This window comes from Metabacillus litoralis (assembly GCF_007994985.1).
Taxonomy (GTDB): Bacteria; Bacillota; Bacilli; order Bacillales; family Bacillaceae; genus Metabacillus; species Metabacillus litoralis.
The window spans coordinates 444,860-461,663 of the sequence record NZ_VOQF01000003.1; the positions used below are offsets into that span (position 1 = coordinate 444,860).

The window sequence follows — 16,804 nt, forward strand, 5'->3', positions numbered from 1 at the left end:
TCACAAGTTGTTTATTATTCTAAAAATCTAAAATGACAACACAAAAGAGATCAGAAATTAAAGGCCACATGTTAGCCTTTAATTTCTGATCATTTATTTTATTATGAAACTATATTAAGCAACGTTGTATGTAAACCCTCTAAACCTCATGTGTAGCAAAGTTTATTTTAAGATACAACCTCAAGAGTTACATCAATATTTCCTTTTGTTGCTTTTGAATATGGGCAAAAATCATGTGCTTTTTTTACAAGCTCTTCTAATTGAGATTTTTCAATTCCTGTACCTTTAATTTGCAAAGATACCCCTAATTTAAATCCTTGATCTGCTTCATCTTTTAATAGACTGACATTCGCAGTAACCTCTGAATCAAAATTCACCTTTTCTTTTTTAGCTATTAATTGTAAAGCTCCATCAAAACACGCTGCGTAACCTGATGCAAAAAGCTGTTCAGGGTTTGTTGCCTCAGGTATTTCTTTCGCTCTTGGTGATCCTGGCATTGCAAGTTTCACATTAATATTTCCGTCAGAAGATTCTACTCTTCCCTCTCTTCCCCCAACAGCTTTTGCAGTAGATGTAAATAGTACATTTGACATTCATAATCATTCCTTTCAGTATTATATTAGAAATGGATTACTTATCGCTAAATACTATAAAATTTAGCACCTGAAGAATAAATGGCAATCTTTTCTTTATAGGCTCTGTTAAACTTTGTTGTTGATTTCCGTTACAGGCATTCGCTTTCCCGGGAAAAAAGTACCTTTTTTCCTAGGTCCGGGAGCCTCCTCGTAAGCTGCGCTCCTGTGGGGTCTCCCTTTGACACGCTTCGCTAAGCAGGAGTCTCATGCCTTTCACTCCAATCAACAATGTGCTAAAAATCAACATTAACCTTTAACATAGCCTCTTTATAAATAGTATCATTTTTACGATAAGCATACAGAACCAAGAAAAGATCTCTAAATTTGTATCACTATTAAAATTTACCCTCTTTCAAGAAATTTAAACAAAAAAGCTGAAAGATTCGAAGTAACTTCGTCTCTTTCAGCTGTTGCTTTCATCATTCAGTAACGGGCTTTTTTAATATACCAAGCATGATTGCTGTTATAACCGCACCTACTAAAATAGCTAGTAAATATAGTAATGGATTTCCTTCTACTAACGGGATAACGAATGCACCACCATGAGGAGCACGTAATCCATTTCCAAAGAACATCGCTAAAGCTCCTGCTACAGCAGAACCAGTTATAATTGAAGGAATAACACGTGCCGGATCAGCTGCTGCGAATGGAATCGCACCCTCTGTAATAAATGATGCACCCATCACATAACAAGTAATACCTGCTTCACGTTCACGTTTTGTGAATTTATTACGGAACATTGTTGTAGCTAGTGCAATCCCAAGTGGTGGTACCATTCCACCTGCCATTACAGCAGCATGTGGAGCAAAGTTACCAGCATCAATCATTGCAATACCAAATGTAAATGCTGCTTTATTGATCGGACCACCCATGTCAACGGCCATCATACCGCCTAGGATTAGACCTAATAGAATTAAATTACCAGTTCCTAAATCACCTAAGAAATTACTAATACCAACATTCAGTGCACTTACTGGTTGATTTACAACAAAGAACATGATCATACCTACAGCGAAAATACTTAAAACAGGGTAAAGTAATACTGGTTTAATTCCTTCTAAGGATGCAGGCATTCCTGCTAATAGCTTTTTCAATAATACGACAATATATCCTGCTAAGAAACCTGCGATTAACCCACCTAAAAATCCTGCTCCACCTTGTGCTGCCATAAATCCACCGACCATACCTGGTGCTAGACCCGGTCGATCTGCAATACTTAATGCAATGAATCCAGCTAATACTGGTATCATTAATCCAAATGCATTGCCTCCACCAATCGTACTTAAAGCTTCAGCAAATCTGTTGTATGATTCATGATCAGGATTTCCAGCATGTATACCAAACATAAATGATAAAGCGATTAATATCCCGCCACCTACAACAAAAGGTAGCATATTTGAAACACCATTCATCAGATGTTTATAAAAACCTGTTCTTTGGTTACTACTTTCTTCTTTCTTGTTTTCTCCACCACTGCCCTGGTAAATTGGAGCATCTTGTTTGACTGCACGCTCTAATAATTCTTTTGGCTTTCTAATCCCATCTGCAACAGGAACAATGATCACGTGTTTTCCTTTAAAGCGATCCATTTCCACCTGCTTATCAGCAGCAACAATAATTGCTGTTGCGTCTTTTATATCAGCTGAAGTTAAAACATTTTTTGCTCCACCAGATCCATTTGTTTCAACCTTAATTGATAAATTCATATTTTTGGCATGTTCTTTTAATGAATCTGCTGCCATATACGTATGTGCAATACCAGTTGGACATGCTGTAACTGCCAGAATTTTTCCAGAACGAGATTCAGTTACCTCTTCTGTTTTATCTTCAACATCATATTCATCGATAATAGATAAAATATCATTTTCAGTTTTAGCTGATAATAGCTTTTCTCTTACTTCTTGTTTCATTAAGATTGTGGATAGTTTTGATAATGCTTCTAAATGAGTATTATTAGCACCTTCAGTTGCAGCTATCATAAAGAATAAATGGCTAGGTTGACCATCAAATGCTTCATAATCTACACCTTTTGTAGAACGACCAAAAGCAATCGCTGGTGTTTTTACTGCATTTGTTTTAGCATGAGGTATTGCAATACCATCACCAATTCCTGTAGTACTCTGTTTTTCTCGGTCTAATACTGCACGTTCATAAGCTGCTTTATTTGATAACTTACCAGCCTTATCTAATACATTAACTAATTCCCCTACAACATTTTCCTTTGTTGTTGATTGGATATTTAATTTCATTGTGTCTTTTGTTAATAATTCTGTTATTCTCATTTTACTTCCCCCTCTTTCTCTATTTTAATTTGAGGTAATAGTTCCTCTACTTTTTCCTTATTGCATAACTCTAAGGAAAATGCTGTTGCACTACCTGAAGCAACACCAATCCTAAATGCATCTTCTATTGAATGATTTTTAGAAATAGCACTTAAAAATCCTCCAACAACAGAATCACCTGCTCCAACAGAATTCAACACTTTACCTTTTGGAACATTCGCAATATAACTACTATTTCCTGTTATAAGTAATGCTCCTTTTTCAGCTAATGAAACAATCACATTTTCAACACCTTGATTAACGAGTTGTCTACCATAATGTAAGGCTTCATCAATTGAAGAAATCTCTGTTTCAAACAATTCTCCTAGTTCATGGTGGTTTGGTTTAATTAAGAAAGGCTTTTCAGAAATAATTTCTTTTAAAGCATCACCAGAGACATCTGCAACGACCTTTATTTCTTTATCTCTACAAATCGAAATAATCTCATTGTAAATAGTCGATGGTAGTGTTCCAGGTATACTTCCAGCCAAAACGACAATATCTTGTTGTTCCATCTTTTGAAAAGCTTTAAAAAATTCCTCTACCTCTGAATTAGCTATACTAGGTCCAAGTCCGTTTATTTCTGTTTCCACATTTGTTTTTAACTTTATATTGATACGTGTATCACCTTTAACAGTAATAAAACTAGTATCAATGTTTTCCTTTGTTAAGAAATCCTTTACATAATCACCTGTAAATCCTCCGATAAATCCTAGTGCACTTGATTCAACACCCAACCGCTTCATTACACGTGATACATTAATTCCCTTTCCCCCCGGAAACTTAGAATCTGAAGCTGTACGATTTAATGCTCCTAATTCAAAATTTGCAACCTCAGTAATATAATCTACTGACGGATTTAAAGTTACGGTATATATCATGTCTTCACGACCTTTATTACTGTATTTTTTTAAAGAACCTGCTTATAATTCATCTTTATCTTTTATAAGTTTTACAAATACTTGGATTTTAACAAATAATTTTTAAAATTAAAAAATTAGCCTATGACACTTAGTCTTAAACAATAATTGAAGATTCCCTAATATTTGTAAGCGAATTCATTTTCTTTATATTGTTATTATATAATCACATCCAATCAAAATCAATTACTTTTTATCATATTCAATCATAATATTTTATTTATACTCTTTAATTCTATCATAAACTATCAAAAATTTTACTTATTACTTTTACAGCTTAGTTTATTCCATTATATTTTCATTTATAAAATACCTTCAAAAACTAATTTGTTGTTTGTTTTTTACTGAAAAAAATTACTAAGGGACAACAATTGATTGTTCAATCGAACAGGAGCTTATGGCGAAGAGAAATCACTAAATTACATATTATTCCAATAGAAAGATGTAACAACCTCCTAAATAAAAATCAATCACTTTCATTCAATTTCTATCACGATGAGTATGTATTGTATATAAAAAATCCTCATTATAGATTACTACTTTAATAAGTAGTATTCCACAACGAGGATTATAATCATTCATATCGTAGTGATTCAATCGGACTAAGTCGTGCAGCCTTGTTAGCTGGTAGCAAACCAAAGACAATTCCTATGAGCATTGAAAAAAGCAAACCTCCTAAAACAACCTGCCAAGAAATAAGCGGCGGCCATTTTGCAAAAATAGAAACAACATTTGCTGCTAGAGCACCAAGTAAAATTCCTATAATTCCACCAATTAAAGTTAATGTGACAGATTCAATTAGAAACTGTATTAAAATCTGACGCTTTGTTGCACCCAATGCTTTTCTAATACCAATCTCTCTTGTACGTTCAGTTACTGAAACGAGCATAATATTCATCACACCAATTCCACCAACTAAAAGTGAGATACCTGCTATAGATCCAATAATAAGAGTCATTATACTCGTGATTTGGCCAATTCCTTCTGCCATTTCTTCCATATTAAATACTTTGTATGATTCTTCTGTATTATGTGACGTATTTAACATAGATGTAGCTTTATCCCCAATTTCTTGCATGGAATCAGGGTTTTTAGCTTGTAATGTAATTTGGTTATAATCATTTTTACCAAAAGATGTACGATACGTATTCCATGGAATATAAACTTCCATTGCGCCAAAGGAAAATAATCCTGTTGTTTTTTCTAACACGCCAACAATTTCAATTGGTTGACCATTAACCCAAATAACCTCACCAATGGGGTTTACATTAATAAACATCTCTGATTTTAAACTTTCGCTAATCACACCAACACGAGTACCTCCGATGAAATCTGTTTCAAATAGATTTCGACCTGATTGAATATTTAATTCATTGACTTCTATATAATCCTGATTAACACCCAACACACTTGTATCTACTGATTCTTCACGATAACGAGATTTATAGAATTCAGAAGATGAGGCGACAACTTTTCCAACTTCAGGAATATTCCTTAAGGAAGTCACGTCTTCCTGTGTAAACGCTGCATTCATATATGCATTCGGATTTGACATTAATTCCTCTTCACTCGGCTCATAATAAACTTCGATCGTGTTACTTGGACCAGTTATTGACGTTTTTAATAATTGCTCTCCACCTTGACCAATGGCAACAACTAAAATAACAGATGCTACACCGATTATAATACCAAGCATTGTTAAGATTGAGCGCAATTTATGAGCAAGCACAGAGGTTAATGCCATTTTAATATTTTCTAGTAAACTCATAATGCTTCCCCCCGTTTTTCATCGGAGAGAATGATTCCATCTCTTACTGTAATGATACGTTTTGCATATTCAGCAACTTCTTTTTCATGAGTAACAAGGATAACTGTTGTTCCCTCTTTATTAAGTTGGGTAAAATGCTCCATTATTGAAACACTTGTTTTACTATCTAGTGCACCTGTTGGTTCATCAGCTAAAATAATTTTCGGATCGTTTACAATGGAACGGGCTATAGCGACACGCTGTTTCTGCCCACCTGACAATTCATTTGGTAAGTGATTTATGCGATCTGCTAACCCTACCTTATTAAGTGCGTGTCTCGCCCGTACTTCTCTGTCCTTCTTCTTTAAGCCTGCATAAACCATCGGTAACTCCACATTCTTCAGTGCTGTTAATCTCGGCAATAATTGAAATTGTTGGAAAACAAAGCCAATCGATAAATTTCTTACCTTAGCAAGTTTTTCATCTTCATATATTGAAATATCTTCATTATCAAGAAAGTAGTTACCTGATGTTGGATTATCTAAACACCCAATCACATTCATTAATGTAGACTTACCTGAACCTGAGGGACCCATAATTGCTACAAATTCTCCATTCAATATCGTTAGATCAATTCCTCTTAACACATCTAAAGTATCATTTCCTACTTTATAGCTTTTTGTAATAGAAGTAAGTTCTATCATTCAACTGTCACTTCCATGTTATTTTCCAGGTTTTTCGAAGGATTAACAATAACGCTATCGCCCTTATTAAGTCCCTTTTTAACTTCGATAAAATCACCACTAGCTGTACCCATCTCTACTTCTTTGTGAACCGCTTTACCATCTTCAACAATATAGACAAATTGAATCTCACCATCTTGTTTAACAGCTTCTAACTGAATCGCCAGAGCTTTTCTTTTTTCTGTTTCAATTTCCATAATAAGCTTAAATCCGGGTTTTGCTTCTATTTTTTTATCTTGTAAGTTAACTTCTATGGGATATTGAACAGCTTGATCTTCATTTCCCATAACAGAATTCGCTTGCTCTGGTAAAAGGCTAACAGATTCCACAGCACCCTTCCATGTTTTATCAGGTATCACATCTGATTTAAGAGTGACAGATTGCTTTTCTTTAATTTTCAAAGAATCGTATTCTGAAATCGTCCCTTTTACAACAAACTCATTTATTTTACCAACATGTATGATAGGATTTTGCGATTGTGTTGTTAGCGCATCTGAATTAATTGTTATAACAGATCCAGAAGATTCACTTTTTACTTCTAACTCTCCAAGTTTCTTCTCAATTGTTTCTTTTTGAAGAAGTATTTGTCTTGCTTCAATGTCTGCCATTTTCAAATCAATATTTAATTGATTTCGTTCACTTTCAATCTGTTTTTCAGCTTCTTTTTCACCAATTTGTTTTTCCAAGTCTTCTTCTTTTTCTTCAAGATCATTTAACTGATTTTTAATTTGATTAATCCTTAAATAAGAAGATTCAAGTGACAATGCATTCTGTTTCTTTTCTAATTGCAATTGTTCATTATCATAGCGTAATAATGCTGAGCCTTTTTCAACTTTGTCTCCTTCTTTCACAAGAATCTCAGCTATTTTGCCTTTTTCAGGATCTAAGTAAATAAATTTCTCTTCTTTTAATGATAGTGTACCTGGTATCATAATGCTTCCCGTTATTTCACGTTCACCCACAGTAACTGTTTTAACCTCAGGGTTTTCCTTTGATAACGTTCTAATAACGTTCGTCCCTACTAATATAATAATTAATGTAATAACACTTATAATAATCCAATTTTTTCTCTTCATTAGAATGGTGACATCCCTTGAAATACACCACTAATTGCAGCAATAATTAGCATAATTAAATAGAAGATAATGGTGATTGTATATGCTGCTGCCTTTGATAAATTAGCAACCTTGACTAAACCTATTCCTAATAAGATATAATACCAAATACTAAACACTTCAATCCCACTCAATATTCCACCTAAAGCACCTTTTGCTTCAATAAAGCTATTTAAACTCGTCAAGTAAACAACAGGATCCCCACCAATAGCTATGATAATTGACTGATTAATCACTTGACCTATTACACTTATAAAGCTTACAAAAATAACAAGTGAGAACATTTGCTTAAAACCAACTTTAGATTTTGCTATTCTTGATATACCGTATAAAATTAAAGCAAAGATTACATAGCTAATAGGAGTACCCAATAATCCACCTAAAATGGCTGTTACTAAGTTAATAGTTTCCATCACTGCTATTTCATCAGGCGTCATTTCAATACCTGACATAGATCCATAATCAACCTCAAGATTTAGCGTAACCAATATTGTTACGATCATTGAAATAATTGATAAAGCAATTAAAGGTAGCCAAATTACAGGTTTTTCTTTCATTCTTTCAAACTGTTCCACTGGACTAAAAACCATACCAAATACTGATGGTTTTTTAGTTTGAATCTCTTCTCGCTCCATGTTTGTTTCACTTTGCATAATAAAATCACCCTCCGAAAATTGTAATCAATTACTAATACGGAGAATGCTATAAATAGTTTCAAATATTAGGAAGATAATTATTTTAAATTTTTTCCCATATTAGAAATTAAAAATTATTTTGCTCTCATACAAAGCTACAAAGACCTCTAGACATAGAAAAAGAAGAACTAAAAAGCTGCAGTCCTTCTTTTCTATAACTAATATTTTGTTTTATTATCTGTATATAATTGATATGACTAGAGTAAGTAAGCACATTCCATGAAGGTAGTGAATTAAGATATTAGCTAATGTCTTCTTTAAATAGATCTTTTCAAGTTATATCAAATTCATATGGAGTTTTTATTACTACCTCCCTAACAATTTCTTCAACCTACTTCTAACATATTAAACTGCGCTTTAACTAGCCCGTAATAAATTCCTTTTCTCTCCATCAACATGTCATGATTTCCTTGCTCCATAATAGACCCATGATCTAAGACAATAATATTATCTGCTTCACGTATAGTTGAAAGTCTATGAGCGATCATAATCGCTGTTCTTCCGTTTAAGAGTGTTTTTAATGCATGCTGAATTTTCACTTCTGTTTCAGTATCAATACTTGCAGTTGCTTCATCTAGAATAATAATTGTTGGATCTGCAAGCAATGCTCTTGCGAAAGATATTAGTTGGCGTTCTCCAACAGATAAGACATTTCCTCTTTCTTCTACTTCTGTAAAGTAACCATTAGATAAGTTTTGAATGAAATCATTTGCTCCGACTGCTTTTGCCGCTTCGATCACTTCTTCGTCAGTTGCTGTCGGACGACCAAATCTTATATTATCAATAATAGTTCCAGAGAAAATAAATGTGTCTTGTAAAACAACACTAATTTTTGATCGCAATTCTTCGAGTGAAAGATCTTTAATGTTAACAGAATCAATTTTCACATTTCCACCCGTCGCATCATAAAATCGACTGATAAGATTGGCAATCGTTGTTTTACCTGATCCAGTATGACCAACTAAAGCAACAGTTTGCCCAGCTTCAATTGTTAATGAAATATCATTAAGTGCTTTCCTAGAAGAGTCATAAGCAAATTCAACATGTTCAAACTCTATTTTCCCCTTCATATTAGCAAGTCGTGTAGGGTTTTGTAATTCAGCTACTATCGGTTTTTCATCAATAAATTCAAAAATCCGTTCTGAAGATGCCATCCCCATTAATAGCTGATTATACACCTGACCCAAACGAGAAATTGGCTCCCAAAACATTCCTAAATAAAAAGCAAAAGAAACAAAAGTTCCAATAGATATCGAATCATTAGCTATTAATGTTGCACCATAGGCAATTAAGATTGCTGTTCCAATGGCATTTGTCAATTCCACCATAGGAGTAAACATTGCATTGCGTTTTGTCGCATTTTGCCATGATTGAAAGTTTTCAGTATTAACTCCATCAAAAAATTCAATATTTTCCTTTTCTTGTGTAAAAGATTGAGTAACCCTAATTCCTTGAATCGATTCATTTAAATGAGAATTTAACTTTGATTGCTTAAGTCTAACAGTTTGCCAAGAACGACGGATTTTTTTTCTTAAACTAGTTGAGATAAAGAACATGATTGGAACAATAACCATAATGGCTAATGTTAATTCAGGACTTAATGTAAACAATAAAGCAACGACACCAATTAACAAAATAAAATCCATTAAGAGATTAATAACACCACTTGTAAAAAGCTCTTGAAGTGAATTAATATCATTCATAATTCTTACTAAAATTGAACCAGCTGAACGCTGATCAAAAAAACGATGTGATAATGATTGAACATGTGTAAACAAATGTCTTCGTATATCATATATTACATTTTGACCAAGCATATTCATCCATCTTATACGAAAGGTGTTAGCAATATACGATAGTATGTATAAACCAGCAATTGTAACCACTAATATTGTTAATAGATTCATATCTTTATTTGCGATCGCATAATCAAGCGTATATTTCCCAATCAATATAGGTGCAACTAATCTGACTAAAGCAGAGATGAGTACGGCTATAAATGCTGAAGGAAGTAATGTTTTTGAATAAGGTTTTAAGTAACTAAAAAGTCTCCACATTTGCTTCCAGTTAAACGGTTTATCAATGACTGTTTCAGTTGAATAATGAAATCTTTCCATGATTCTAGTTTTCTTTCCTTTAAGTTCCATGCTTTCACCTACCCTACTGTTGACTGTAAAACAGCCTTTTGATCTTTATATTGAATATCAAATATTCGTTTGTAATATCCTTCTCTCATAACTAATTCATCATGTGTTCCTCTTTCTACAATTGAACCGTTTTCAAGAACTAATATTTCATCTGCATGCTTTAAAGAAGAAATACGATGAGCAATAATAAACGTTGTTCTTCCTCTCATTACTTCCTTCAATGCTTTTTGAATATTAAATTCTGTGGTCATATCAACAGCACTTGTAGAATCGTCTAAGATAAGAATGCTCGGATTCATACAGATAGCTCTTGCAATTGCAATTCTTTGCTTTTGACCACCAGATAACCCAAGACCACGCTCACCAAGCATTGTGTCATACCCATTAGGCAATTCCATGATGAAGTCATGTGCTTGTGCTCTCTTTGCTGCCTCAATGATTGTCTCCATTGTAGAATCAGGGCGTCCATAGGAAATATTATCTTTAATTGTTGAAGAAAATAAAAAAGACTCTTGTAAAACGACACCAACATTTGAACGAAGCGTTTTTAATGGATAATCCTTAATATCTCTTCCATCTATGAATATTTGCCCGCTTGAAGGTTTGTAAAATCGAGTCATCAATTGGGTTAGACTTGTTTTCCCGGAACCTGTAGCTCCAATTAAACCAATTGTTTTTCCAGCACCCACTTGAAACGAAATATCACTAAGTGCCAATGCATCTTCCTCTTGATAACGTAAGCTAACCTTATCAAATGCTACATGTCCTTCTATGTTTTTAATCTCAACTGTATTTTCTTGATCACGAATGCTCTCATCCGCTTCAAGGATCTCAAGTAATCTTTCACCAGATGCCTTTGATTGTGAAAATAAATTAATAACAAAACCTAAATGCATGATAGGCATCATTAAATACCAAACTAAACTAAAGAAAGCAACAAGTTCTCCAGGTTGCAAGCTTCCTCTGATTACAAGGACACTTCCATATGCAAGTAAAGCAACAACACAAATATTACCAATCAACTCCATAAGTGGGAAGAATTTCGCCCATATTCCTGAAGTGATTAGTGACTTCTCTTTATAACTGCCATTCGCTTGATTGAACTTAGAAATCTCAAAGTCTTCTCTCGAAAGAGCCTTTACTGTCTGAATTCCACTTATATTTTCTTGTACATTTGTATTTAGTTTTCCAAATGACTCACGAATATTACGAAATGCAGGATGTACTCTTTTGTCAAAGTGATATACTGCAACAGCTAAAAATGGTAATGCTGCAATAGTAACAAATGTAAGTGGTACTGAATAGATAAACATAACTGTGAGTGTTCCACATACTAATAGTAGAAAGCGAACAAGCTCAGAAAAGCCAAAGGATAAAAAGAAGCGAAATCCTTCAACATCAGCTGTTAATCTAGACATTAAATCTCCAGTTTTCGCATTATCATAATACATAAATGGTAATCGTTGTAACTTTTCATACAAAGCATTTCGAAGTTTGTATACTGACTGAATTCCGAACATATCTCCTAAATATTGATGAAAAAATGCAGATACCGCTTTGATTCCCATTAAGGTTAGAAAACCAAAAACAATCCAAGGAATATATTCATATTGTTTCTTCAAGACAATTTCATCAATCGTAAGTTGCAAGACGATTGGATAAATTACTGTAATAGCCGTGATAAATAATACGAAAAACAATGACCATAAAAAATATTTTTTGTATGGCCAGTAAAAGCTTTTTAACTTCTTAAAAGTATCCATATCTTCTCCTCCAAGGTTATTAACCAATTATTCTAAGAATCATATTATCTATAAATATAACAGTATCTATATAAATATATCGGTATTCGAAATAATTTTCCATAAATGTGATAAGATTTACAATATTCACAACTTTAGAAGTATATTCCCCCCTCTTATTTATGAAGTAACTAAGACCTTTGTATGAATAAATTTTATGATCATTTAACTTAGTATTTTTCCAAAGTAAAATCAAGTTCTAAAAACACAATGTTTACAAAAATAGGCTTATTTATCACTACGAGCCCTTTCTAAGATCTCCATTATACAATCTGATTTTGCACTGGCATATTCGTTACCATTGTTCCAATTTCTAACTGAAAGTTCTTTTTTGAGCTGTTCGTATTGTAACCGCTCCGTACGAGACACTCTCAAATAATCTCTAAATAGGATATGATCATTCCACCAATTACTATGCAATGGGACAACATGTATATGTGATTTTCTATTTTCATGTTGAACTTCAACAATATTATCTTCTGTCATAATAGTAGGATAATTTTTTATACTAGTATTTTTTACACCAATAAAAAAACGTCGAAAAGGTATTTCTTTATTATAAGTTGATACATATATATATGGCTTAACAGCTAATTTTTCTGCTGCAATATCTAATAATGTTTCATCCTTCAATCCGATCATTATATCAATAATCGGCTTTGCTGATAGACCTTCTATAGACGTGCTTCCTATATGTTCAATAACATGATCTAAATCATTTAGGATACTATGTAATTTTTTTTCTTCCTTCTGAAAAGTAAGTGTCCAGTTTGGATCATATTCAGATAAATTAACCTTCATATTAATCTTCTCCTTCTAAACGTGTCCCCATTGAATACAACTAAATTAAAGAACCTTTCAAATGACAAGTTTTATTCAGTGGATTTTTATATAATTTAGTAAAACAGAATCATTAATGTTTGTATATTAACATTACACTCTAAACTTTGCTGGTATTAAGTCTCACCATTAAGGATCACTTTTAACCGGTAAAGAGAATGCCAGTAACTACATCCACCAACAGATTTAATTGAGCTGAAGAATATAAGGTACCACTAGACTTTATACATTAATGTTACGAAAACAGCATGTAGAAATGGTTCCATATTAGGGAATTGAGGTAGAAGTCTAAATCATAGATAAGATTGGAGAGGTAACAATGTTCAAGCAATTTCTTCGTTTTGCAGTAAGAGGGAATGTTGTTGATTTAGCAGTTGGTGTCATCATCGGGACAGCATTCGGTAAAATTGTTACCTCATTAGTCGATGACTTAGTTATGCCAATCATAGGCATTCTTCTTGGGGGTATTAATTTAAAAGAATTTTCATTTACTTTTAAGGACTCATCCATACAATACGGATCATTTTTGCAAACTGTTTTAGATTTTATCATCATCACGTATAGTATCTTTTTCTTTGTTCAACTTTTTTATAAATTACGGAAAATCGATCATGATAAACCTATAGGGCAAACCAAAACAAATAGTGAACTATTATTAGAAGAAATACGAGATTTATTGAAAGAAAAGCGAGATTGAAATCATCTTACAAATTGGAATTTCTTACTATTCTTCTTATAATAAATGAGGAAAATAATAAAATTTTGAAGAAGTAAAGACATAATAAAAAGACTGTCTATTCAAACAGTCTTTCTCTCGCTTAAATTCTTGAGACAAATTTAAATCGATTACAGAAAAATTCTAATTCTTTAAACAATACGGTATATAAAGCCAAGCTATTTACTATTGTTTTTGTTGAATGAGGTAACTCACTTAATTTTGAGAATAAGCTCTCAAGTTCTTGGTTGTTTACCGATGACCAAAACTGAATCTGTTCGACATCAGGATTACTATGCTTAACTTCCTTGATTAGTGCTTGTAACCCTTTTAAAAACAATGAAGTACAGCGATATTCCTTTTTAAGAAAGACAATCTCTACTTGACAAATATGCTTATCCTCATAATCATTAGCACTTGTTCCATAAACAAACCCAGTTACTCCAATAATTTGATATGGGTCATCATTTATGATTAAAAGTCCCTTACCTAAAATTAATGGGCTACTAATGAAACTTAGACTCATAGAAAACGGGTATGTTAGATTCAAGTCATTATGATTTTCCAACAAAAACTTTAAATAGGCTTTATTGTCCATTTCAAACTTGCAAGTACGGAATTCTAAATCCATTACTTAGCTGTTGCTCTTAAAGAATCATTGATCTTTACGATTTTTCCAAATCCGGTTCCTTTTGTTTCTTTAAAGCTTGGTTTTGGTGGTATCATTTTTCATTCCTCCTTTACAATTTTTAGTGTAAATCTTACTAGTTCATTATACCTTACTCAACTTGTTTAGAATAGTCGAAATTTTGTTTATTTTACCACAAAAGACAATTTCTTCCCCTAAAGTACTTTCACGGGAATAAGTGAAAGTTGTGAATTTAGAATACAACCTGCATAGGTATGAATTTTCAGATAAAGCTGCTAATCTTAATTCCTCAACATCAGGATGCTCATTCATGATGTGTTCAACCATAAAACGTAACCCATTTAAAAAAAGTCTTGTCCCACGATGTTCACGATCAAAAATTGCGATGTCTACAAATGCGACTTCTTTATCTGTAAATTTTTTTTCGGTTGTTCCGTGATAATAAGCTGCTGCACCCATTATTTGATTACTTTCATCTATTGCCTGTAGGATGTGACCTTCAGTTACATAAGAGTATACTAGTTCAACAATATCCATCGTTGTATAAGCTTGATGAATATCATGTTTTCTTTCCAATATGAATAAACTCACTTTAGCAAAATCATCGTCTGTGGAACATCGTTTAAAAAAAGTAGACATAATGTACTCCCCTCTTCAGTTCATATATAAGTTTAAATCTTCTTCATCGGTAACGATTCCATTCTGCTTTTCCCACATGTAATGATAATAACCATTTATCTTTAAGAGTTCGTGATGGGATCCAAACTCAAAAATTTTCCCTTCTTTAAAAACATAAATGAGATCAGCGTTTATGACTGATTTTAATCGATGAGATACAGAAATAATTGTTTTATACTTACGTATCTGTTCTATCAATGTAATAATGTCGGCCTCTGTCGGAGGATCTAAAGCAGCTGTTACCTCATCAAGTAATAATACCTTAGACTTTCTAAGTAATGCTCTAGCAATTGCTAATCTTTGACGCTCTCCACCTGATAAAGAGCCTCCTTCATGATGAACTACAGTGTTATATCCATCTGGCCAGCTCATGATATCATCATGAATATTTACTAATTTTGCTATTTCAATCATATCAGACTCAGTTGCGTCTAAGTTGTCTAACAACAGATTATCTTTTATTGATGTATTAAATAGAAAGGTATCTTGTGTTACTAATGTTGTAAGCTTTCTTAAAGAACCTTCATTAATGTCTCGTATATCATTATCATCAAAAAAAACTGAACCCTCCTTCGGATCGTAAAATCGGGCTAATAATTGCAACGCAGTGCTTTTACCAGATCCACTTGGTCCTACAAAGGCAATATAGCTACCTAATGGTATATTTAAACTAACTTCATGCAATTGATCGGATTTATTTGTATATCCAAAACTTACCTTATTCATCCGAATTGATGACACAATAGAAGGAATATCTATTCCTTTAACCGAGTTATATAAACTGTTTTTATAATCAAATATCTCCTGTACCCTTTTAAAACTAACAGATGAATCGATTAAATTAGGAACTAGAACAGATAAATTCAATACTGACTGACCCACAATCATAAACAAAGTAAAGAAGGCAACAAATTCTCCAATTGTAATAGAACTATTAAAGATCAGATAACCACCAAAACCTAGCATAATTCCATTTAAAAGCATTAATGCAGTAAGCGGTAATCTTTCCATTAAAGAGTTAATCATATGTAAATTAAAACCTGTAGAATATAGATCATGAATTTGTTTACTTCCTCTTTCAGAAAACGTATTCTGTAAATGAAAGCTTTTAATTGTTTTGTAACCTTTAATCATCTCATCTATCGTATTAGAGAATTTTTCTTGTGATTCTTTAAAGTATTTGTTACTATTTGCTGCTTTGTTTTGCAAAATTTTTGGTCCTATAAATAAAAGTGTTGATCCAACAAGCATAGCTAAGGTCAGTTTCCACTCAATAGAAAATAAGATTATCAATCCAATTGGGATACTTACTATTTCCTTTAAAAAATAAGGGAATATTGTACGTATGACCCTTTCCATTGATCCCAAATCAGTATGAAAACGCGTGACAATATCACCAATTTTATACCTCTGATAAAAAGGTAATGATTGCTTTTGAATATGAAGAAACAAATCAGTTCTAATCATACGGATGACAACTCCACTTAGTTTCCCAAGCGAATAATCTCCAAATGTAATGGCAAGAAAATTTACTAATCCCCCTACAATTAACATACATAATATTATTGTGAATATTCGATAATCCCTCGGAATGAATGCTTCATCTATTAAATATTGTAAGCTCAAAGGTGCTATCATCAAATAAGCAACCTCAATGAAAATACTTATTAAAAAAGTAAAGAACAGTAATTTATATTCCATAAAATATAAAAGAATGGTTCTTATGAAGGTCATTTTCAAACACCAACTTCCTATATTAGTAGATTACTTCAGATATTTCATACTGTAAACAACTTC

14 protein-coding genes are annotated in these 16,804 nt (G+C 32.7%); 1 reads left to right on the forward strand and 13 read right to left on the reverse strand.

All coding sequences use genetic code 11. From position 1 onward, the window contains the following. Window positions 1-167: 167 nt before the first annotated feature. The 10 genes from FS935_RS07140 to FS935_RS07185 all read right to left on the reverse strand — a co-directional run bounded on the left by FS935_RS07140 (window position 168) and on the right by FS935_RS07185 (window position 12,926). A complete protein-coding gene (locus tag FS935_RS07140; protein ID WP_146946960.1) occupies window positions 168-593 on the reverse strand; it encodes an organic hydroperoxide resistance protein in 426 nt (141 codons plus the stop codon). Window positions 594-1,054: 461 nt separating this feature from the next. Continuing rightward, window positions 1,055-2,917 carry a PTS fructose transporter subunit IIABC gene (locus FS935_RS07145; RefSeq protein WP_146946962.1) on the reverse strand — a complete coding sequence of 621 codons (1,863 nt, stop codon included), beginning with the start codon at window positions 2,915-2,917 and terminating at the stop codon, window positions 1,055-1,057. Next, on the reverse strand, window positions 2,914-3,837 hold the full coding sequence (gene pfkB / locus FS935_RS07150; protein WP_146946964.1) for a 1-phosphofructokinase: 924 nt from the start codon (window positions 3,835-3,837) through the stop codon (window positions 2,914-2,916). Before pfkB ends, FS935_RS07145 begins: the two co-directional genes overlap by 4 nt. Before the next feature lie 613 nt (window positions 3,838-4,450). Further along, complete coding sequence (locus FS935_RS07155; protein ID WP_146946966.1) at window positions 4,451-5,644, reverse strand: ABC transporter permease; 1,194 nt, start codon at window positions 5,642-5,644, stop codon at window positions 4,451-4,453. Further along, a complete protein-coding gene (locus FS935_RS07160; protein WP_146946968.1) occupies window positions 5,641-6,327 on the reverse strand; it encodes an ABC transporter ATP-binding protein in 687 nt (228 codons plus the stop codon). Before FS935_RS07160 ends, FS935_RS07155 begins: the two co-directional genes overlap by 4 nt. Further along, the gene (locus tag FS935_RS07165) at window positions 6,324-7,442 is read right to left on the reverse strand and encodes an efflux RND transporter periplasmic adaptor subunit (RefSeq protein ID WP_146946971.1); all 1,119 of its coding nucleotides are present in this window, start codon (window positions 7,440-7,442) and stop codon (window positions 6,324-6,326) included. The genes FS935_RS07160 and FS935_RS07165 overlap by 4 nt, the downstream gene beginning before the upstream one ends. Beyond that, window positions 7,442-8,134 carry a YknW family membrane protein gene (yknW, locus tag FS935_RS07170; protein ID WP_146946973.1) on the reverse strand — a complete coding sequence of 231 codons (693 nt, stop codon included), beginning with the start codon at window positions 8,132-8,134 and terminating at the stop codon, window positions 7,442-7,444. The genes FS935_RS07165 and yknW overlap by 1 nt, the downstream gene beginning before the upstream one ends. 368 nt (window positions 8,135-8,502) lie before the next feature. After that, window positions 8,503-10,323 (reverse strand): ABC transporter ATP-binding protein, encoded by a 1,821-nt coding sequence (locus tag FS935_RS07175; RefSeq protein ID WP_146946975.1) that lies wholly within the window; start codon window positions 10,321-10,323, stop codon window positions 8,503-8,505. 8 nt (window positions 10,324-10,331) lie between these two features. Then, window positions 10,332-12,086, reverse strand: coding sequence for an ABC transporter ATP-binding protein (locus FS935_RS07180; protein ID WP_146946977.1), 1,755 nt, complete (start codon window positions 12,084-12,086; stop codon window positions 10,332-10,334). A 267-nt stretch (window positions 12,087-12,353) separates the two neighbouring features. Next, window positions 12,354-12,926: a GrpB family protein gene (locus FS935_RS07185; RefSeq protein ID WP_146946979.1), complete on the reverse strand. Its 573-nt coding sequence runs from the start codon at window positions 12,924-12,926 to the stop codon at window positions 12,354-12,356. A 358-nt stretch (window positions 12,927-13,284) separates the two neighbouring features. On the opposite strand from FS935_RS07185, the gene mscL reads away from it, so the two are divergent. Beyond that, the gene (gene mscL, locus FS935_RS07190) at window positions 13,285-13,662 is read left to right on the forward strand and encodes a large-conductance mechanosensitive channel protein MscL (RefSeq protein ID WP_146946981.1); all 378 of its coding nucleotides are present in this window, start codon (window positions 13,285-13,287) and stop codon (window positions 13,660-13,662) included. Between the two features lie 121 nt (window positions 13,663-13,783). Here the strand turns inward: mscL and FS935_RS07195 are convergent, their stop codons facing one another. The 3 genes from FS935_RS07195 to FS935_RS07205 all read right to left on the reverse strand — a co-directional run bounded on the left by FS935_RS07195 (window position 13,784) and on the right by FS935_RS07205 (window position 16,741). Beyond that, entirely contained in the window at window positions 13,784-14,278 is a 495-nt protein-coding gene (locus tag FS935_RS07195; protein ID WP_158638553.1) for a cupin domain-containing protein, read from the reverse strand. A gap of 174 nt (window positions 14,279-14,452) precedes the next feature. Beyond that, entirely contained in the window at window positions 14,453-14,968 is a 516-nt protein-coding gene (locus tag FS935_RS07200) for a hypothetical protein (protein WP_146946985.1), read from the reverse strand. A gap of 15 nt (window positions 14,969-14,983) precedes the next feature. Next, window positions 14,984-16,741, reverse strand: a complete 1,758-nt coding sequence (locus tag FS935_RS07205; protein ID WP_146946987.1) for an ABC transporter ATP-binding protein — start codon at window positions 16,739-16,741, stop codon at window positions 14,984-14,986. Window positions 16,742-16,804 lie beyond the last annotated feature (63 nt).